Origin of the sequence: Parasediminibacterium paludis (assembly GCF_042651445.1) — a bacterium.
Lineage (GTDB): Bacteria > Bacteroidota > Bacteroidia > Chitinophagales > Chitinophagaceae > Parasediminibacterium > Parasediminibacterium paludis.
This window is the reverse complement of the sequence record NZ_JBHSDC010000002.1, coordinates 283,607-302,542: the sequence shown is the minus strand read 5'-3', so window position 1 is coordinate 302,542 and position 18,936 is coordinate 283,607. Positions and strand designations below refer to the sequence as shown.

Sequence of the window (18,936 nt, the reverse complement as noted above, 5' to 3'; positions counted from 1 at the left end):
TGTATTTCATGTAACTCCTAAAATTCGTGGCATTTTGAGTTACAAATATTTACCAGTATAACTAGTTTTTACCTTTTTCAAATCTTTAGGAACACCTGCAAAAACCAATGTACCGCCTGCATCTCCAGCTTCTGGCCCAAGGTCGATGACCCAATCGGCACTTTTAATAACATCGGTATTGTGTTCGATAATTAATAATGAGTGCCCTTGTTCAATTAAGGCATTAAAAGAAGCAAGTAATTTTTTAATATCATGAAAATGCAAACCAGTAGTTGGTTCATCAAAAATAAATAAAATATGGCCTATCCCTTTTCCTTTACCTAAAAACGAGGCTAGCTTTACACGTTGCGCTTCACCACCACTTAAGGTATTTGAGCTTTGACCAAGTTTTACATAACCCAAACCTACATCTTGCAGTGGCTGTATGGCTTTGGCTAAATTTTTCTCCTCTTTAAAAAAGTCTATTGCTTCATCTACACTCATTTCAAGCACATCATAAATACTTTTACCTTGGTAAGTAACTTCAATCACTTCTTCCTTAAAACGTTTACCGCCGCATACTTCGCAGGTTAAATGTACATCGGCTAGAAACTGCATTTCTACAATTTGTTCACCTTCACCTTTGCAAGCATCGCACCGCCCCCCGTCTACGTTAAACGAGAAATGCTTAGGCATAAAACCGCGAATTTTACTGAGCGGTTGTTTAGCATAGAGGTCTCTAATTTCATCGTAAGCTTTTATATAAGTTATTGGGTTACTTCGTGATGATTTACCAATCGGATTTTGGTCAATCATTTCTATCTGAGCAATATAATCCACATCCCCAGTAATAGCCTTATGTAACCCTACTTTCTCCGCCGCTTCGCCTTTTAATTTTTGTAATGCAGGATACAAAATTTGCTTTACCAAAGTCGTTTTACCACTACCACTTACCCCTGTTACAACTGTTAAAATATCTAAAGGAAACTGAACAGTAATATCTTTCAAATTATTTTGCCTAGCACCTTCAATGGTGATGCTTCTTTGCCACTTACGCAAGCTTTTAGGGGCATCAATGGTTAGCTCGCCTTTCAGGTATTTACCAGTCAAACTTTTAGGATTGGCTATTAATTCTTGGTAATTACCTGCTGCCACCACTTCGCCACCTAAATGCGATGCAAAAGGTCCCATATCAATCACATAATCTGCTTCCCGCATCATCATTTCATCATGTTCAACCACTACCACCGTATTGCCTAAGGCTTTTAAAGATTGTAATACGCCTATTAACTTTTCAGTATCTCTCGAATGCAACCCAATTGAAGGTTCGTCGAGAATGTACAATGAGTTGGTTAAATTGCTACCCAAACTTCTTGTGAGTTGTATACGCTGACTTTCGCCACCACTTAAACTATTGGCTAGGCGATTTAAGGTTAAATAACCCAAGCCCACCTCAATTAAGGTTTGAAGACGCTGATGTATTTCTATCAAAATACGTTTGCTAACGCTTTGGTCATGTTCACTTAATTGTATTTTATCAAACCAAACTTTCAAATCTTTTACCTGCATCTCACACAATTCACCAATATGTTTTTTGTGCACTTTTACATACAAAGCTTCTTTGCGTAAGCGATAGCCTTCACAATCAGGACATTTGGTTCTGCCTCTATACCTACTGAGCAACACACGATATTGTACTTTATACAAATTGGCTTCCACTTCTTTAAAAAAATCATCAATGCCTTGCACATATTTGGCACCTTTCCAAAGCAATCGGTACTGCTCTTTGGTTAAGTCAATAATGGGCTTGTGAATAGGGAAATCAATAGCTGACGCACTACGAATAAAAGCTGTTTTCCACTCACTTAATTTTTCACCGCGCCAAGGCGCAACAGCACCCTCATAAACACTTAATCGCTTATCAGGTATCACCAAATCTTCATCTATCCCAAGCACTTGGCTAAAACCTTCGCAGGTAGGACAAGCACCATAGGGATTATTAAATGAGAATAAATTAGGTACAGGTTCCTCAAATTGTAAGCCATCTAATTCAAACTTATTGCTATAATGCAGAGGTTTGGAGCCATCAACTTCTAGATACATTTCACCCTCCCCTTCATAGAAAGCAGTGCCAATAGAATCGCTCAAGCGGTGCAAATCGTCCTCATCAAAATCTTTGGTAACAATTCTATCTACAAGAACAAACGCCCCTTTGCTCCCGCTCTTTGATTTAGGTGGCTGTAAAGTTTCAGCTAATTCATTATCACTTAATTCTAACAATTCTTCTATTCGTTTAGGTTCTAAAGCCCCACCTTTGGAGGGGTTTGGGGTGGCTAGTCTACTAAAACCCTTTGCCATCAATATATTCAGCTCTTCTTTCGCCTCTCTTTTGGCATGTTGTTTAAACGGCACGATAATCACCACTTTACTACCATGTGGTAATGCTTGTATATCTTTTACCACATCGTTTACATCATCTTTCTTTACTTCTTTGCCGCTAATTGGTGAAATAGTATGACCCGCTCTTGCATACAACAAACGGAGATAATCATAAATCTCTGTCATGCTACCAACCGTACTTCGAGGGGTTCTTGTAATAACTTTTTGCTCAATGGCGATTGCCGGACAAAGCCCTTTGATATAATCAACCTCAGGCTTTACCATTCTAGCCATAAACTGTCGCGCATAAGCACTTAAGCTTTCAGCATAACGTCTTTGGCCTTCGGCAAATAAAGTATCAATAGTTAAAGAAGATTTGCCACTACCACTAACACCTGTAACTACAATAAATTGGTTACGAGGAAACTCAACAGTAACGTTCTTAAGATTGTGTGTTCTTGCACCTTTTACAAGAATATTATTATTGGAAGTCTCTAATATGTCGACTTGTTCTTGAACTTGCTTCGTGTTGCTTTTTTTTGCCATTCTATGCTTTGTTAGCTGTTGTGCAGATGAACTCAAAATTAAAGATTTATAACCGCAGTTAGTAACTAGATAAGTAACATTAGTACAGGGCATTTGTTTGTATAAGTCCAAATACAACTTTAAGAAAATAAGCAACGATCTATTATAGATGAGCAAAAAAATATGAATAAAGTAGGTACAACAAAAAGCCCAACATAAAATTTATGTTGGGCTATGTATGTAAAAGAAAGTAAGTCTTATTCAGCACTTGTTTCTTCAGCAGCCGGTGCTTCAGGCGCTTCTGCAACCGGTGTTGCTTCAACTGCTTCTGTAGCTTCAACGGCTTTTTTTGGTGCACGACCACGACGTGTTTTCTTAGCTGGTTCAGCAGCAGTGGTAGCAGTTTTTCCGTAAATATCGTTGAAGTCAACAAGTTCAATCATTGCCTTTTCAGCGTTATCGCCTGGACGGATACCCAATTTGATAATACGTGTGTAGCCACCTGGACGATCAGCGATTTTTGGACCAACCACTGTAAACAATTCTTTTACAGCCGCTTTGTTTTGTAAATGTGCAAATGCCAATCTGTGATTGTGTGTAATAACAGCAGCACTTTCTGTTTTCTTAGTTTTAGTTAACAATGGCTCTACATAAGTACGTAATGCTTTTGCTTTTGCTAAAGTAGTTACAATACGTTTGTGTGTGATTAACTGAGCGGCTAAGTTGTTTAACAAAGCTACTCTGTGTGCCTTCTTGCGGCCTAAGTTGTTGATTTTGTCTCCGTGACGCATGACTATTTGTTTTAAGCCTCACACCGTGTCAGGATTTGTGAGGTTGCTTCTAATTACTAAGAGATAACTAGAAAGCGGTTATAAAAATGAATGACCTTAATGCACCCTTTAAGGGAGCTAAGGACTAATTATCTAAATTATCTAAACCTAGTTTTTGTAAATCCATACCAAAACTCAATCCTCTTTCAAGCAAAACTTGCTCAATTTCAGATAATGATTTTTGACCGAAGTTTCTGAATTTCATCAAGTCTTCTTGCTCATACTGAACTAAAGAACTCAAAGAATCAATTTTCGCAGCTTTCAAGCAGTTAAAAGCACGTACTGACAAATCTAAATCTTCAAGCGGTGTTTTTAATACCTTACGTAATTGCAAGATTTGCTCATCTACCACATCATCTTTCTTCTCTTCTTTATTATCGAAAGTGATATTCTCATCAGTGATAATCATTAAATGTTGAATCAAGATGCGAGACGCTTGCTTTACAGCATCTTCTGGATGAATGGTACCGTCGGTAGCAACATCTAAAACCAATTTTTCGTAGTCAGTTCTTTGTTCCACACGATAGTTCTCGATCAAATACTTCACATTTTTAATAGGTGTGTGAATTGAATCGATTGCGATATAACCAAAAACACTATCTTTTATTTTATTCTCCTCAGCTGGCACATAACCACGACCTTTAGCCACAGTTAGTTCAATATCCAACTTAGAAGTAGTATCCATTACACAAATAACTAAATCAGGATTCATTACTTGGAAACTTTGAGAAGCTTCGCCAATCATACCTGCAGTAAATTCTGTGCGACCTTTAATAGAAAGCGTGATTTTTTCAGATGAAATATCACTGTCCACGATCTTCTTAAAACGAACTTGCTTTAAGTTTAAGATGATTTCTGTAACGTCTTCTGTAACGCCTCTCATTGTTGCAAACTCATGATCAACGCCTTCAATTTTTATACCAGTGATAGCATAACCTTCAAGACTATTTAGCAAAACTCTGCGCAAAGCATTACCGATTGTTAAGCCATAACCTGGCTCAAGCGGACGGAATTCAAATTGACCGTCGAAATCAGATACTTTCTGTAATACAATTTTGTCCGGCTTTTGGAAGCTTAATATGGCCATATTAAAACTTGTTTTTTATTTTACCTTAAACCTGTTGTGCAGATTTAAGAATGTATGAGTATGATTTGAAAAAATTCGTAAGTCGCTAGTCGTAATCCTGTAAACCAAATATTGATTCAACCCAATTACCAACTTAATAGCTATTATTTACTATACAATTCCACAATCAATTGTTCCTTAATGTTTTCAGGAACTGATTCTCTTTCAGGATATGTAATGAAAGTACCTTTTAGTTCAGTTTCATTCCAATCAACCCAGCTAAATTTAGGATTTTTACCACGTGTTTTGCTAGTGATAGACGTGTTAACCGCGCTTTTGTTTTTGTAAGAAATGATATCACCTGGTTTACAAGAATAAGAAGGCACATTCATCACATCGCCATTTACAGTGATATGTTTGTGCGCTACCAATTGTCTTGCTTCAGGACGGCTAGCAGCCAAACCTAAACGGAAAACAGTATTGTCTAAACGCGCTTCTAACAATTTGATTAAGTTTTCACCAGTTACACCCTTAATACGAGATGCTTCTTCAAAAGTTTTACGAAACTGACGCTCTAATAAACCGTAAGTGTATTTTGCTTTTTGTTTTTCTCTCAACTGTAAAGCGTACTCACCAAGTGTTTTACGTTTACGAGTTGCACCATGCTGACCTGGAGGGTTGCTGTTTTTGGTTAACCATTTACCGTTGCCCAAAATTGGCTCACCGTAAATTCTAGAGATTTTGGTCTTAGGACCAGTGTAACGTGCCATGTGTAATTAAAATTGAATTGATTTTTTAGTGAATGGTGATCGATTGTTAAAAAATCAAAAAACTAAATCGCTCACCCAATTATTATAATTTTGAAATCACAGTAACGCCATTTCAAATAGATTATACTCTTCTTTGTTTTGGAGGGCGACAACCATTGTGAGGCATAGGTGTAACGTCTTTAATAGAAGTTACTTCAATACCGTTTTGAGCGATAGAACGGATTGCTCCTTCACGACCAGAACCTGGCCCTTTCACAAATACATCTACTCTTTTTAAACCTGCGTCTAATGCAACTTTAGCGGCATCAGCAGCAGCCATTTGTGCAGCATAGGGAGTGTTCTTTTTAGAACCGCGGAAACCCATTTTACCAGCAGATGACCAAGAAATTACTTGACCAGATTTGTTTGTAAATGCAACGATAATGTTGTTAAAAGTTGCACTAATTCTAACTTCGCCTGCAGCATCAACTTTCACGATGCGTTTTTTGGCTGCGGCTTTAGCACTGTTCTGTGCTTTTGATGGTTTTGCCATTTTGTTTTGTTTGAGGTAATCTTTAAAATAAAATAGTCCCTACTTTCTTTGCCAATTGCAAGAATATCTGGCGACTTTGGTAACTATAAAAAAAGCAGGAATTCCAAGCCCGATGGTTGGACTTGGAATTCCTGACTCTTAGTTATTATTTCTTAGCGGCTTTCTTTTTACCAGCAACAGTTTTACGTTTACCCTTACGAGTACGGCTGTTGGTTTTTGTACGCTGACCACGTACTGGAAGACCTTTACGGTGACGCAGACCACGATAGCAAGCGATATCTAATAAACGTTTGATGTTCATTTGAGTTTCACTACGTAAGGCACCTTCAACTTTAAATTCAGCATTAATCAAATTACGAATAGCAGTTTGCTCATCGTCATTCCACTGATTAACCTTTTTATTAAGATCAATACCTGCTGCAGTTAAAATTTGTTGTGCTCTACTACGACCAATACCATAAATATAGGTAAGTCCAATTTCGCCTCTTTTATTTTTTGGTAAGTCTATACCGGCAATACGCGCCATAATTATTTATTTCTTGTTTGTGATTTACTATGTCTGATTTGCTTAATTCAAACCTGAGATTTTACCCTTGACGTTGTTTAAAGCGAGGGTTCTTTTTGTTAATTACATAAAGCTTGCCTTTACGCTTAACAATCTTACAATCTGCACTACGCTTTTTAATAGCTGCTCTAACTTTCATTGTAGTTTATTTATCCTATTTGCTAAAAGCCTTTGCCATTGGGCTACAGGCTGATTTTACTTATTTATACCTGAAAATAATTCTGCCTCTACTTAAGTCATAAGGACTCATTTCTACACCTACTTTATCGCCAGGTAATATTCTGATGTAGTGCATCCTCATTTTACCTGAGATAGTAGCCAATATTTCGTGACCATTCTCTAACTTAACCTTGAACATGGCATTACTTAATGCTTCAAGTATCTTACCGTCCTGTTTAATGAGTGCTTGTTTAGACATATTTTTTTTCGGGCTGCGAAGATAGAGAGATTGAACTGAAATAAGAAAAATTAGTGGAAAATTTTTAAAATATTGTGGATAATAAATCGTTTCGAGCTTGCGACAAACCCAAAAATGTGCAAAAAGCCAGCCATAAAGCTGTAAAATCGCAAAAAAAATCCTGCTTTTTCAAGCAGGACGCAAAATTATTTATTTCAGGTACTATAATGCGATTTGTTTTTCAGCCATCATTCTCCGCAAATTAATTAATCCATAGCGCATTCTACCCAAAGAAGTATTGATACTACTATTAGTTACATCTGCAATTTCTTTAAAACTCATACCAGCAAAATGCCTTAATACAATCACCTCTCTTTGTTCTTCAGGCAATAAATCTAACATTCTTCGTATTTTTTCATGGCTTTGGCTTTGCACCATTTTAGTATCAGCCGCATCGCCTACCGAACCTATAAGTTCAAAAACGTCTCGCTCGTCGCTTGCCACAAAGTGCGTACGTTTTATTTTCCTAAAATAATCCACACACAAATTGTGCGCAATTCTAAGTGCCCAAGGCAAAAACTTTCCTTCTTCGTTGTAGCGATTGCCACGAAGTGTATCTATTATTTTAATAAATACTTCTTGAAAAAGGTCCTCAGCCAAGTACTTATCCTTTACTAAAAAAAGGATGGAGGAATAAATTTTGTCTTTGTAACGGTACACCAATACTTCAAGGGCATTGATATCGCCATTTTGGAATACGTTAATTAATTGCGTATCCGTTGCCTGGGCAAACATCTTCATAAGGTCGGTTTTTTAAAAAATTAAGTTAAAAAAATCGATAGGATAGTTGGATACTGTCATGCATCCATTGTACGTGATTGCATTTCTAACGTAATATTAACGACCTTATTTTAACTTATTGATTTTTAGACCACTTTGTGAAAAAATATCAATGAACCTTTTAGGTTGTTCACAATAATAAAGAGGCATTATTTGGGAAATAGTATAACGCAGCAATGGTAATTTTATTTTGTACCATTTTTACACGAGCAAATAAGCTGCTGACAATCAACACTTTTTTTGCTGTATATTAATAATAAATTATTGCCCACAAAGACAATATCGAGATAGAGATATCCGTATGTTTATTTGGCTAATTATTGACAACCAGCAAGTTCATAGAAACTTTGATATATACAATCTATCAGCAGTGAAACAGCTTTGTTAAAAGATGAGGTAGATAGTTGAAATTTTGTGATAATCAATATTTTACACAATTACTATTGTCAGATTTTTATTTGCATGTGATAGTAGCTGTAAGGTTTTCTCTGCTAATCATAATCTTCGCTTACGGCATCTCAAAGTAAAGATAAAGCAGCTATTTCATCTGCCCCACACTACATGTTACTTAATATTAGTAGTCCATTTCTATTCCCTTACTAGTCACAAGCACTACTACGCAAATATGCGTCTGCTGTTATTACAACACCTACCCTCACAGAATTGAGATGAATGTACTACACAACTTACTTTCAAAAAATGGTTGTAACTGCATTACCCCGCCATTGCTGATTTTCGGGATGTCGTAATCGAACATCCCGAGTAACGGATTGTACAAAAAATATGTCATTTGACACGCAGCCTAATCGGCGGCCGTTTACCCCCAAGTAAATTTGCATGAATCCAAAAGGCGGCCGTTTACCCCCAAGTAAATCTGCATGAACCTAATCGGCGGCCGTCAACCTCCAAGTAAATCTACATGAACCTAATCGGCAGCCGTCTACCTCCAATTAAATCTGCATGAACCTGATCGGCAACCGTTTAATAGCTATACTTTGGAAAAAATAGGTGTTGGTGGTAGTAGCAAACACCACTTTTGGTTGAGTTTTTTATTAAAATATGAAGTCTCGCTTTTCAGGCTGTTTTATAAAGTACCACCCCTAGCATTCAAATTTATGCCGCGATACTTAATCTATCTATCATAAGCACCATCTTAGTATGCTTTGCGTAGCATATCGGCAAATTCATTGGCCAAAGGGCTATCTTCTATGTCTCTTGCGGCTTTTTCTACATCATAATCAAAGCGTATAAATTCTACAGTAACAGAATCCTTGTTGGTTCTACTGCTATTGTCATGAATAGTAAGTACAACATAACCCCCTTGCGGGTTGCCGTCTTTGGGCTTTCCTACCGAGCCTGTATTGATGGCATGCAGATAAGTCGTTTGCCCACTTATTTCGTTTGTAAGTATTCTATGATAAGGCTTGTGAGAATGCCCAAAACATAATATATCAGCTTTTGCCTTGGCAAATACTTCTATAAATTCTGCTTCATCTTTATCTGCCAATAAATATTCATCATTACTAGTTGGGCTACCATGTACCAATAGAATAGTGAGTAATTGCCCTTGCAACTTAAATTCTAAACGTATATGCGCCGGCAAAGTGGCTAAATAGGTTTTTTCGCTATCACCTATTAAACCATAGGCATAATTTTTACCGCCTTCAGCTAGTTGTTCAGTTGTCAGCTTTGCCACTTTTGCATCATGGTTGCCCGCTATGGTGGCAATGCCTCTTTTACGTATTGCGTTAATTACTTCATTTGGATAAAGGTGGTAGCCTACCAAGTCGCCAAGACAATAAATGGCATCTGGCTGTTGTGCATCTATACTCTGTAAGGCTTTTTCAAATGCATACAGGTTTGCATGCATATCTGAGAATAATACAATTTTCATGATAATGATTGTTGAAATGCCTTTGCGCTAGCTTTCGGCATAGGTTTTTTATGGACTTGTGTCAAGGATTTGGCTATGCTTTGGTTTTCTGTAAGTTAAACAAATGCAAAGCTTTAAGCGCATTGTGGTTTTATATTATACCATGGCAGGTACTGTATCATATTTTTTTCTAAACCAAAAAGCAAGATTGACCAAGGCAATTAAAGCTGGCACTTCTACCAATGGTCCAATCACACCTGCAAAGGCTTCGCCGCTATTAATGCCAAATACACCAATGGCTACGGCAATGGCCAATTCAAAATTGTTACCAGTAGCTGTAAAGGCAATGGCAGTAGAACGTGCATAATCGGCACCAAAATATTTTCCTATAAAAAAGCTTACTACAAACATGATAGCGAAATAGATTACCAATGGGATGGCAATTCGCACGACGTCTAATGGTATTTGCACAATTAATTGCCCTTTTAAACTAAACATGACCACTATTGTAAACAATAAAGCTATTAAGGTGATGGGCGAAATAATAGGTAGAAATTTGTTTTGAAACCAATCCTCGCCTTTTAGTTTTATTAGGCTGTATCGGCTAATAACACCAGCCGCAAATGGAATCCCTAAATAGATGCCTACACTTTTTGCAATCGCTACAATGGTAATATTTACCACCAATCCTTTAATACCAAATAGGGGTGGTAATACGGTAATAAACAAATAGGCATACACACTGTATAGCAATACCTGAAAGATACTGTTTAAGGCAATGAGTCCTGCAGCATACTCTCGGTTGCCTTCAGCTAGTTCGTTCCAAACCACTACCATAGCGATGCATCTTGCTAGACCTATCAATATTAAACCAATCATATATTCAGGATAGCCTTGTAAAAAAACAATAGCTAGTATAAACATCAATATTGGGCCGATTATCCAATTGAGAAACAGCGATGCACCCAATACTTTTACATTGGTAAACACTTCCCCCATTTTTTCGTAGCGCACTTTTGCCAAAGGCGGATACATCATCAGTATTAAGCCAATTGCCAAAGGAATATTGGTAGTACCACTAGAAAATGAGTTGATAAAAGTTGAAGAAGATGGGAAAAAATACCCCAACCCTACGCCAATGGCCATCGCAATAAAAATCCAAAGGGTTAAAAATCTATCTAAGAAACCTAGCTTTTTTCTTTCCACTACTGGAGCACAATTTTGAGTTGACATATATTTTTTTTTAAGTTGATAGTCCAATAATGGTACTGCGTCTTTCCATGATGATATTGTCTTTCCACACGCCATTAAGACAACCAATTTTTTCGCGATAACCTATTTCTCTAAAGCCGCATCGCAAATGCAGTTGAATGCTACTGGTATTGTCTTTAAAAATCCCCGATTGCAAGGTCCAAATACCGTTGTCTTCACTCTCTTTTATCGCTGCTTGCAATAAATATTTACCTATACCCTTACCTCTTTGCATTGCAGCCACATAAATACTGAGCTCTGCCACACCTTTATATACTGGTCTGGCACTTACAGGCGATAAAGCCACCCAACCTACTAGCGCATGATCTACCATGGCTGCCAACCTACAAAAAGGCAAATGCCCCTTATCCCATTCTTGCCATGTAGGTGCTTCAGTTTGAAAAGTGGCTTGGCCTGTTGCAATGCCTTGCAAATAGATGGCGGCTACCTGTGGATAATGATTGGGGGTAATTGTTATGATATGCATGTGTTACTATTAACAGCAGCCACTACCTGGTGTGCAACCGCTTTCTTTCGCAGTTTGTAATTGGTTAAGCGTAACTTTCTGCTTCGATGGCGGTATTCCACAGCTATCTTGTGCCAAGCAAGCAGTCTGTTTTGGTACTAATACAAAGTTGTCACCATTATAATGCAAGCCATATTTGCTGATAGTTTCAGTCTGATACTCCACCTCTATTTCTAAATCACCTATCCCCAATCTTTGCTCAGATAGTGAAATAATATGCAATAGCTTTTGTGGCTTTAGGCGATGATCAAAGTCGTTGGCATCCCATAACTGAAAATTTACCACACGTTCAAGCCTTTCTGTGCCGCCACAATCAATAAAATGCTTGGTTACCAAACCCACTTCTGTTACGTGAAAATGTTCTGGTACCATCTCGCCACTTGGCAATGTAAAATGTACCGCTGTTGTGTTTTGCAGGTGCTTCTTAATCTCGGACAGTTTCATAGTCTCTATGTTTTATAGTGGCATTTATCGTTAAATACCGATGAATATAATCAAAAAAATTAGCAACAAGTCGTATTGATCGCTTGCAGACTTTCAAAAAGTTCAGCAAAAGCCATTTTTGCAAGCGCCCACTCTTTATCATCTATGCAGTAGCAAACTTTGGTGCCATCAATATCACCTTTTATCAATCCTGCTTCTTTTAATTCTTTCAAATGCTGGGAAACCGTGCTTTGCGATAATGGCAATTCGTCTACAATATCGCCACAAATACAGGCTTGTTTTTTAATAAGCAACTTTAGAATAGCAATACGCGCTGGATGGGATAAAGCTTTGGCGTAGCGCGCAATACGATTATCCTTCACTGAAAATTCTTCTGCTTTTGTAACACCCATAGCGTTGATTTATCGCAAAATAACGATTAAGCAATTAAGCAGACAAATAAATTTTTCGGATACATAAAATCCGCATCACTGTTTTACCATCGTTATGGGTCTTTAGGGCTAACGGTTATCAAATTAGTTGTTGCATAATGTATGGTCGGATGTCAGACTAGTTATAGCCTACGGGAACAAAACAGCGTTATTTTAATGATGTAATATATAGACAAGTAGAATGGCAGGCTGTGATAACAAATTATTATTCTTATGTTAATATTGGGTTAGTCAATTAAGGCAATGATAGCTTGACATTTGCTTTTTCCAATAACATCTTTAAATACATTTCAGGTGAAATCGCAAAAACTTATCGCTGCCTTGGTTAGTTGTCTTTTTGTATTAACAACAATCGCACAACAAAACCCAAAAATTACTGCAAGGGACAACCAAAATAAAAGAACGCAGGTAGATAGCGCTTGGAGGCATTTTACGGTAGGTGACCAATTATTCGCTAATAGTAACTTATTCAATCCTGCGGGTCAAAGCTTGGGTATGGAAAAAGGGACCAGGGTATTAAACCTTGGCCTAGCAAAACAAAACAAGTTTTTGGTGGTGAAGAAAAACAATGGATTGGCGGTTGTAAATGCCGAAAGTTTTACCGTGGTAAGCCAGCTACCTTACGAAAAAAATGAAGGCGGCAGCATGTACGGGCTTACAGTAGATGCCGATGACTCTACTGTTTATTTTACAGGGGCTAAGAAAAACCTATATATAGGCAATATTAACAATGCGGGCGCAATCACACTTCGTAAAAAAATAGATGTATCTGTTGGTGATAAAACCACCACACCCTTGGGCATCGGATTATGTGACAATCATATAGCTTTAGTGGCCCTTGCCATACCCAACGAAGTAGCCGTGGTGGATATTGCTGCAGGCAAAATAATAGGTCGTATACCAGTTAGCGTTTGCCCTTATGCAATTGTAATCAGCAAAAACCAAAAATTGGCCTTCGTCAGTAATTTTGGAGGCCCACATCCAAAAAAAGGCGACAGAACAGAAAAATCGGCAGGAACAGAGGTGGCGGTAGATGAACGCTCGATAGCCCTACGCGGCTCGGTTACCGTTATTGATATTGCAGCCAAAAAGACTGTAGCAGAAATTAGTACCCGCATACATCCAGAATCGATGGTATTATCCCCCGACGGCAACCTATTATATGTGAGCGACGAGAGTGGTGACGGCATCAGCGTGATAGACACCAAAACGTTGACAGTTGTAAATACCTTTAACACCAAACCAGATGCAGCCTTACCATATGGCAGCCTCACTACGGCATTGGCTTTTAGCCCAGACGGCAAAGTATTGTACACCGCCAATGCAGGTAACAACGCCATTGCATTGATTGACCCCAAACACCCGCAAAATGGTCCTTATGGCTTTTTAGCTGCGGGTGGTTTCCCAGGCGCTGTTTGTACGGATGGACACCAGATATTCATAGGTAATGTAACCCCGCTGAAGCAAGGGGCTTTACAAAAAGTAGCTATCCCACAAAACAAAGCCCAGTTGGATGCCTATTCGGCTACTGCCAAAAAAGGTTTCCATTTTATTGATATGTTAAGGGCACAAACTCAGGCTAATGCGAAAGCAAGTCCTACCCCAGTTCCTGCGGCTACTGGCGAACCTTCGCCAATAAAACACGTGGTGTATATTATCAGAGAAAACAAAAAATTTGACCAAGAGCTAGGCGATATAGGTATGGGCAATTGCGACCCCAAGCTGGTACAATTTGGTGATAGCGTAACACCTAACGCACATAGCCTAGCAAAGCAATTTGTACTGCTTGACAACTATTACTGCAATGGCGTCAACTCTAGCGACGGTCACCAATGGGCCATACAAGGTATTACCACCCCCTACCACGAAAAAGATTTCTCTGCTGGGCGTTGCGCCTACGATTTTGGTACAGACCCATTGTGTTATGCTGGCTGTGGATTTATTTGGGATCACCTGATACGTAAAGGCATTTCTTTCAGAAATTTTGGCGAAACCGATTTGGCAGAAGTAACACCGGGCAAAACCTGGACTAATATTTATGATGCTTGGAAATCAAACAGCGACTCTGTTTGGTACAAATGTGCTTATCAATTAGGTAATCTAGAAAAATACAGCGATTTGCGTTTTCCTGGCTGGAATTTAACCATTACCGACCAAGTAAGAGCTGATAGATTTATCAACGCCCTGCATGAATATGAAGCCAAGGGTAGCCTACCAGAATTTATGATCATTTATTTGCCGAACGACCACACCAGCGGCTATGGTGATGGCATTCCTACCCCACGCGCTTATGTTGCCGACAACGATCTGGCCACTGGCAGAGTAATAGAAGCACTTACCAAAAGCCCATTTTGGAAAGACATGGCTGTATTTGTAAACGAAGACGACCCGCAAAGTGGTACCGACCATGTAGACGCCCACAGAAGTGTGTGTTATATTGCAAGTCCTTATGCCAAACGTCACCTATTGCTGAGCAAATTTTACAACCAATCATCTGTGCTACATACCATCTGCCAAATATTTGGTGTACAACCCATGAACCAATTGGTAGCAATGGCACCTTTAATGACCGACTGCTTTGTAAATACACCAGATTTTACAGGCTATACCGCCCTTAAGCCTGGGGTGGCTGTCAATGAAATGAACCCACCAAAAAATAAATTAAGCAAAACAACCGCACTATTAGCGCCCCTAACACAGCGCATAGATTTTTCGAAACCAGACCTGATTGACAGTGATGCCCTATTGTTCAGCAAGTATATGTGGTCTACTATTTATGGGGATAGGCCTTTCCCCATAAAATATTTTGGCGTACAGCCCAAAAAACTAAAAGCACTCGGCTTACAACTCTCGGACCAGAATAAAGCTGGAGATGACTAGGAGGCTGATTAATTCAAATAATTTTGTATTATTAACACCTCTAACTTTCATTTTTCGTTAGATGCCTTGTTGCTATCAAACACTACCTATTGATAAAAAGTGCAAATAATAAAGTATGCGCGGTATTGACTGTATATGTTATAGTAGAATGCCATAATTTGAAGATACAATATTTCACATTATAACTTCAGACATATCTTTTGCCTGCGCTTCGGCATGCCGTAAACGACTATTGTGAAGTTCGAAGAGACAAAAAATCGATCTATTGGAACGCTTGTTCGTGAAATAAACTAACTTTTTTGGTCTATTGTAAATAAAACCATTGATGCAACTGCTTTTACCGAGATGATATTGTACTAACCATGCCTTATTGAGATGCTGATAAAACCATTTGTAAGAGCAGAGACCAAGGCGATGTTGAAGCAAAAAGAGTTGTTTGATGCATCCAATGAAAACAGCGTTTTTCAAAATCTGAGCGTCAAGTGACATAATATGATACGTATTTAATTTTTACAACTAAATACGTATCATGTCTACAACAGTAAAACAACTATCGCTGATCATTGAATTTCAAAAGTTTATTACCGCCTCTAAATCAGGTCGCCGTTTAATGCCTTCTGGTAAAAAAGTGCGAGCAGGTACTATTGAACAATACCAATGTGTGCTTTTATTATTAGTACAGTTTCAGCAATTGCAACCAAACCCCTTGCGAATTTTGCTATTAACAAAAAATTCATTGCGTGTACTGCAAAAAGAAAAGCTTTACTGGTGTCGCTTCTTTAAACAGTTTTCCGCCTTTTTGTACAAGCAGAAAAACTGTTACGACCAATACACCAATTCTGTGTTCAAAATTTTAAAAGCGTTCTTTAATTATCTGCTTAAAGACAAATGCTTACCTGTAGGCGTATTTCATTGTCAGTTCAGAATTCCCACCGAACATACCAATCCTGTTGTGCTATCGCCTGCCCAATTAAAATTTCTTATTACGGATACGCATTTTGAATCATCCTTACCAGCCAGTCTGCAACGCACGAAAGATATTGTTGTTTTCGGCTGCACTGTTGGTTTGCGCTATCAAGATTTAATGCGCTTGAAAAAACAACATATTCAGTTTGCAGAAGATGGTGTGTATATTGTATTGCATACACAAAAAACAGGTACTGAAGTGAAAATTCCCTTACCCGATTATGCGATGGCCATTTTAAAAAAGTATCAGAAAAAAGCCGGTGTTTTTGTATTACCAAGATTATCAAGCACTAACTTAAATCTTCAAATAAAAACACTCATTAAAAGTGCTGGCTGGGTGTACAATCTTCCAAAAATCAAGCAAAAGCAAGGCGAACCTGTTGAAATTAAAAAGAGGAAAGGTGAGGGTTACAAGTTCTATGAGCATATTACCGCACATACGATGCGTCGCACGGCTATTACTACGTTACTGTTATTAGGTGTTGATGAAAACTCAGTGAGACGCATTTCTGGTCATGCAGCGGGCAGCAAGGAATTTTACCGCTACGTAGTAATCGTGCAAGATTACTTAAATAGTCAAGTTAAAAACGCACACAAGCGTTTAGTTTCTGGGGATGAAGACTTAATGTAAAAATGGCTGAAAACTGTCGCCTAAAGTGTCTATTTATTGCATTATATGCTAGTTTTACAAGCATTACTGTTCTTTGAATTACTTTACTACTAAGCGTTGTGCTTGATTACATTATTATCCGTTCGGATTAACCATGGCGGGGATAAGTGGTAAGGCAGCAAATGCTTTAACGAATAAGCTGAAATACAACGGTAAAGAAGAGCAACGACAAGAATTTAGTGATGGAAGTGGGTTAGAGTGGTTAGATTATGGGGCTAGGATGTATGATGCGCAGATTGGAAGATGGCATGTTCAAGACCCATTGCAAGAAAATGAATATGGGGATAATGATGATAATCATGAAGTTACTGAAGATGGGGTAATGGGTAAAACAGGTAATTTAGCTGACGCCTTTAAACAACAATTTGCTTCTTTAGATGGTGAAGATAGTAGAGAGTTAATGTATAAAAGCGATTTTATTTCCCCTGAAAATTCTGCAATACATTACAACATGAGTCCTTATGCATACGTTCTAAATAACCCTATGAATTTTATAGATCCGTTTGGACTTGATACAGGTAAGATGCAAATACTACAACCAGTTATACTTGACCCGAGCAAGAAATCAAACAATCCAAGCAATAGTAATAGATTAAACTCTTGGTGGCTGCGTGGTGGTTCCTGGGTAACTAATTTATTAACTATGCCTGTACCTAAAAAGTGGTTTGGGCCTGTGTTGCCAAATTCCTCAAAATGGACAACTACACTTTCAGGCACTTTAGGAAAGTGGAAGAAACCTATTGATATTTTGGGTAAAAAAAGATTGTATACACATACGCTTAATGGGGCGGAACGTTATGCTAGTACATGGGGGAGGTATTTGGGAAGATGGGGGTCGAAGCTTTTAGGGCGAGCATCTTTATATTATACGTTATGGGATGCAACATACAATATTGCACCTTCAATGGGTAATTGGCTTGCAGAGAAGCAATCTCAAGCTACAGGAATACCTATTGTACCACGAGCTTTTCCTTTAGAGAAATAAGGGGAAAGGAGATGAGATAATTAATAACAGATAATTTATAAATAATGGGCGAGAACATTGAAGTTGAAAATCGCTTTACTGAATTAGTTGATTTTGTAAGAGGACAGATAGGCGAATATAAATTGCTTGTAATTAGAGAAACATTAATTGAAGATGGTTTAGGTGTTACAGGTGATGAGGCAGAAGAATTGATAATCAACTTTGCAAAAAAATATAATGTTGATATTACTAATTTTGATATTACTAAGTATTTTTATGATGAGCCAAGTGTTTTTAATCCGCAAAGTCGAGAAATCAAACCTTTTACAATTGGGCATCTTGAAAAGGCAATGATAGCAGGTCGATTAGATGAAGAAATAATAAACGGTTGATAAAACAACAAAGCCACCGTTTAGGTGGCTTTGTTGTTATTGAGCCAATCTTGCCTGTGTGTCCTTCTGGAAAATATAAGCTTTAAGCATGGACTTAACAGCCACCAAATCCTGCTTGTCCAGCAACTGCACCTTAGTGAACATGTTGAGCAAATTGGCATCCTTAAGGTTGTCCTTGACCTTCTCGTTCGGTTGCCCGTAAACCAGTTCATCAATAGGCACGGCCAGAGCTCAACTAGGCGTAGTTTAGGGTCTTTCTATTCTATAATTTCATTTAACCCAATAATAAAAGAATTTATATCATTTATGCACATTTTGAATGATAATTTGTTTGCAGATTCAACTGGGTAAACAAAATTGGCAAAACAATAAAGTCTACCTAATAAATCAACCTGTAGAAATAAAGAAATGTCGCCTTCCAACGTTGAAAGATGCACATCTTTAGTTTCCTGATTTAATATTCCTTGAAGTGCCTGTTTCCAATAATTCAATTCAGACTTACGAGAGTGAAAACTAAAAGATGCAGCAAACCCTTGTAAATTGACGTTTACTTTGCATTTCATAAGATCTGCCTCTGCTTCCTCTGTACTCTGTGGATACAGTCTACCTAAATTGCAAATCTCTATAGTTTCACCGTTGTCGCCTGTTATAATCAT

The 18,936-nt window shown here is 38.1% G+C and carries 19 protein-coding genes and 1 pseudogene; 4 read left to right on the top strand and 16 right to left on the bottom strand.

What is annotated here, in order from left to right; translation table 11 throughout:
* Positions 1–39: 39 nt before the first annotated feature.
* The 14 genes from uvrA to ACFOW1_RS01915 form a co-directional block, all read right to left on the bottom strand.
* Positions 40–2,904, bottom strand: coding sequence for an excinuclease ABC subunit UvrA (uvrA, locus tag ACFOW1_RS01980; protein ID WP_379011940.1), 2,865 nt, complete (start codon positions 2,902–2,904; stop codon positions 40–42).
* Between the two features lie 236 nt (positions 2,905–3,140).
* A complete protein-coding gene (gene rplQ / locus ACFOW1_RS01975; RefSeq protein WP_379011939.1) occupies positions 3,141–3,674 on the bottom strand; it encodes a 50S ribosomal protein L17 in 534 nt (177 codons plus the stop codon).
* A gap of 124 nt (positions 3,675–3,798) precedes the next feature.
* Positions 3,799–4,800 (bottom strand): DNA-directed RNA polymerase subunit alpha, encoded by a 1,002-nt coding sequence (locus ACFOW1_RS01970; RefSeq protein WP_379011937.1) that lies wholly within the window; start codon positions 4,798–4,800, stop codon positions 3,799–3,801.
* Between the two features lie 143 nt (positions 4,801–4,943).
* Positions 4,944–5,549: a 30S ribosomal protein S4 gene (gene rpsD, locus ACFOW1_RS01965; protein ID WP_379011935.1), complete on the bottom strand. Its 606-nt coding sequence runs from the start codon at positions 5,547–5,549 to the stop codon at positions 4,944–4,946.
* Positions 5,550–5,670: 121 nt separating this feature from the next.
* Positions 5,671–6,081, bottom strand: coding sequence for a 30S ribosomal protein S11 (gene rpsK, locus ACFOW1_RS01960; RefSeq protein WP_379011933.1), 411 nt, complete (start codon positions 6,079–6,081; stop codon positions 5,671–5,673).
* Positions 6,082–6,226: 145 nt separating this feature from the next.
* The gene (rpsM, locus tag ACFOW1_RS01955) at positions 6,227–6,607 is read right to left on the bottom strand and encodes a 30S ribosomal protein S13 (protein WP_379011931.1); all 381 of its coding nucleotides are present in this window, start codon (positions 6,605–6,607) and stop codon (positions 6,227–6,229) included.
* Between the two features lie 61 nt (positions 6,608–6,668).
* Positions 6,669–6,785 carry a type B 50S ribosomal protein L36 gene (gene ykgO, locus ACFOW1_RS01950; protein ID WP_379011929.1) on the bottom strand — a complete coding sequence of 39 codons (117 nt, stop codon included), beginning with the start codon at positions 6,783–6,785 and terminating at the stop codon, positions 6,669–6,671.
* 60 nt (positions 6,786–6,845) lie between these two features.
* Positions 6,846–7,064, bottom strand: a complete 219-nt coding sequence (gene infA, locus ACFOW1_RS01945) for a translation initiation factor IF-1 (RefSeq protein ID WP_379011928.1) — start codon at positions 7,062–7,064, stop codon at positions 6,846–6,848.
* Between the two features lie 201 nt (positions 7,065–7,265).
* Positions 7,266–7,844: a sigma-70 family RNA polymerase sigma factor gene (locus ACFOW1_RS01940; RefSeq protein WP_379011925.1), complete on the bottom strand. Its 579-nt coding sequence runs from the start codon at positions 7,842–7,844 to the stop codon at positions 7,266–7,268.
* Between the two features lie 1,192 nt (positions 7,845–9,036).
* Positions 9,037–9,777, bottom strand: coding sequence for a metallophosphoesterase family protein (locus tag ACFOW1_RS01935; RefSeq protein ID WP_379011923.1), 741 nt, complete (start codon positions 9,775–9,777; stop codon positions 9,037–9,039).
* A gap of 135 nt (positions 9,778–9,912) precedes the next feature.
* A complete protein-coding gene (gene arsB / locus ACFOW1_RS01930; RefSeq protein WP_379011921.1) occupies positions 9,913–10,989 on the bottom strand; it encodes an ACR3 family arsenite efflux transporter in 1,077 nt (358 codons plus the stop codon).
* 10 nt (positions 10,990–10,999) lie between these two features.
* Positions 11,000–11,494 carry a GNAT family N-acetyltransferase gene (locus ACFOW1_RS01925; RefSeq protein WP_379011919.1) on the bottom strand — a complete coding sequence of 165 codons (495 nt, stop codon included), beginning with the start codon at positions 11,492–11,494 and terminating at the stop codon, positions 11,000–11,002.
* A 9-nt stretch (positions 11,495–11,503) separates the two neighbouring features.
* Positions 11,504–11,977, bottom strand: a complete 474-nt coding sequence (locus ACFOW1_RS01920) for a DUF6428 family protein (protein ID WP_379011918.1) — start codon at positions 11,975–11,977, stop codon at positions 11,504–11,506.
* 59 nt (positions 11,978–12,036) lie between these two features.
* Positions 12,037–12,369, bottom strand: coding sequence for an ArsR/SmtB family transcription factor (locus ACFOW1_RS01915; protein WP_379011916.1), 333 nt, complete (start codon positions 12,367–12,369; stop codon positions 12,037–12,039).
* A gap of 333 nt (positions 12,370–12,702) precedes the next feature.
* On the opposite strand from ACFOW1_RS01915, the gene ACFOW1_RS01910 reads away from it, so the two are divergent.
* The 4 genes and pseudogenes from ACFOW1_RS01910 to ACFOW1_RS01895 all read left to right on the top strand — a co-directional run bounded on the left by ACFOW1_RS01910 (position 12,703) and on the right by ACFOW1_RS01895 (position 18,280).
* A complete protein-coding gene (locus ACFOW1_RS01910) occupies positions 12,703–15,288 on the top strand; it encodes a bifunctional YncE family protein/alkaline phosphatase family protein (RefSeq protein ID WP_379011914.1) in 2,586 nt (861 codons plus the stop codon).
* Between the two features lie 529 nt (positions 15,289–15,817).
* Positions 15,818–16,885: a tyrosine-type recombinase/integrase gene (locus ACFOW1_RS01905; RefSeq protein ID WP_379011912.1), complete on the top strand. Its 1,068-nt coding sequence runs from the start codon at positions 15,818–15,820 to the stop codon at positions 16,883–16,885.
* A gap of 124 nt (positions 16,886–17,009) precedes the next feature.
* Positions 17,010–17,909 (top strand): annotated as a pseudogene (locus tag ACFOW1_RS01900) (hypothetical protein); the annotation flags it as partial.
* A 44-nt stretch (positions 17,910–17,953) separates the two neighbouring features.
* Positions 17,954–18,280 (top strand): DUF1493 family protein, encoded by a 327-nt coding sequence (locus ACFOW1_RS01895; protein ID WP_379011910.1) that lies wholly within the window; start codon positions 17,954–17,956, stop codon positions 18,278–18,280.
* A gap of 36 nt (positions 18,281–18,316) precedes the next feature.
* Here ACFOW1_RS01895 and ACFOW1_RS01890 read toward each other — a convergent pair whose 3' ends face one another.
* Positions 18,317–18,502: a hypothetical protein gene (locus tag ACFOW1_RS01890; protein ID WP_379011909.1), complete on the bottom strand. Its 186-nt coding sequence runs from the start codon at positions 18,500–18,502 to the stop codon at positions 18,317–18,319.
* A gap of 35 nt (positions 18,503–18,537) precedes the next feature.
* Positions 18,538–18,936, bottom strand: coding sequence for a WapI family immunity protein (locus tag ACFOW1_RS01885; RefSeq protein ID WP_379011907.1), 399 nt, complete (start codon positions 18,934–18,936; stop codon positions 18,538–18,540).

What these genes read in the sequence shown, in the direction of transcription:
- uvrA (WP_379011940.1), bottom strand. Translation starts at nt 2,904, where the DNA reads ATGGCAAAAAAAAGCAACACGAAGCAAGTTCAAGAACAAGTCGACATA.
- rplQ (WP_379011939.1), bottom strand. Translation starts at nt 3,674, where the DNA reads ATGCGTCACGGAGACAAAATCAACAACTTAGGCCGCAAGAAGGCACAC.
- ACFOW1_RS01970 (WP_379011937.1), bottom strand. Translation starts at nt 4,800, where the DNA reads ATGGCCATATTAAGCTTCCAAAAGCCGGACAAAATTGTATTACAGAAA.
- rpsD (WP_379011935.1), bottom strand. Translation starts at nt 5,549, where the DNA reads ATGGCACGTTACACTGGTCCTAAGACCAAAATCTCTAGAATTTACGGT.
- rpsK (WP_379011933.1), bottom strand. Translation starts at nt 6,081, where the DNA reads ATGGCAAAACCATCAAAAGCACAGAACAGTGCTAAAGCCGCAGCCAAA.
- rpsM (WP_379011931.1), bottom strand. Translation starts at nt 6,607, where the DNA reads ATGGCGCGTATTGCCGGTATAGACTTACCAAAAAATAAAAGAGGCGAA.
- ykgO (WP_379011929.1), bottom strand. Translation starts at nt 6,785, where the DNA reads ATGAAAGTTAGAGCAGCTATTAAAAAGCGTAGTGCAGATTGTAAGATT.
- infA (WP_379011928.1), bottom strand. Translation starts at nt 7,064, where the DNA reads ATGTCTAAACAAGCACTCATTAAACAGGACGGTAAGATACTTGAAGCA.
- ACFOW1_RS01940 (WP_379011925.1), bottom strand. Translation starts at nt 7,844, where the DNA reads ATGAAGATGTTTGCCCAGGCAACGGATACGCAATTAATTAACGTATTC.
- ACFOW1_RS01935 (WP_379011923.1), bottom strand. Translation starts at nt 9,777, where the DNA reads ATGAAAATTGTATTATTCTCAGATATGCATGCAAACCTGTATGCATTT.
- arsB (WP_379011921.1), bottom strand. Translation starts at nt 10,989, where the DNA reads ATGTCAACTCAAAATTGTGCTCCAGTAGTGGAAAGAAAAAAGCTAGGT.
- ACFOW1_RS01925 (WP_379011919.1), bottom strand. Translation starts at nt 11,494, where the DNA reads ATGCATATCATAACAATTACCCCCAATCATTATCCACAGGTAGCCGCC.
- ACFOW1_RS01920 (WP_379011918.1), bottom strand. Translation starts at nt 11,977, where the DNA reads ATGAAACTGTCCGAGATTAAGAAGCACCTGCAAAACACAACAGCGGTA.
- ACFOW1_RS01915 (WP_379011916.1), bottom strand. Translation starts at nt 12,369, where the DNA reads ATGGGTGTTACAAAAGCAGAAGAATTTTCAGTGAAGGATAATCGTATT.
- ACFOW1_RS01905 (WP_379011912.1), top strand. Translation starts at nt 15,818, where the DNA reads ATGTCTACAACAGTAAAACAACTATCGCTGATCATTGAATTTCAAAAG.
- ACFOW1_RS01895 (WP_379011910.1), top strand. Translation starts at nt 17,954, where the DNA reads ATGGGCGAGAACATTGAAGTTGAAAATCGCTTTACTGAATTAGTTGAT.
- ACFOW1_RS01885 (WP_379011907.1), bottom strand. Translation starts at nt 18,936, where the DNA reads ATGATTATAACAGGCGACAACGGTGAAACTATAGAGATTTGCAATTTA.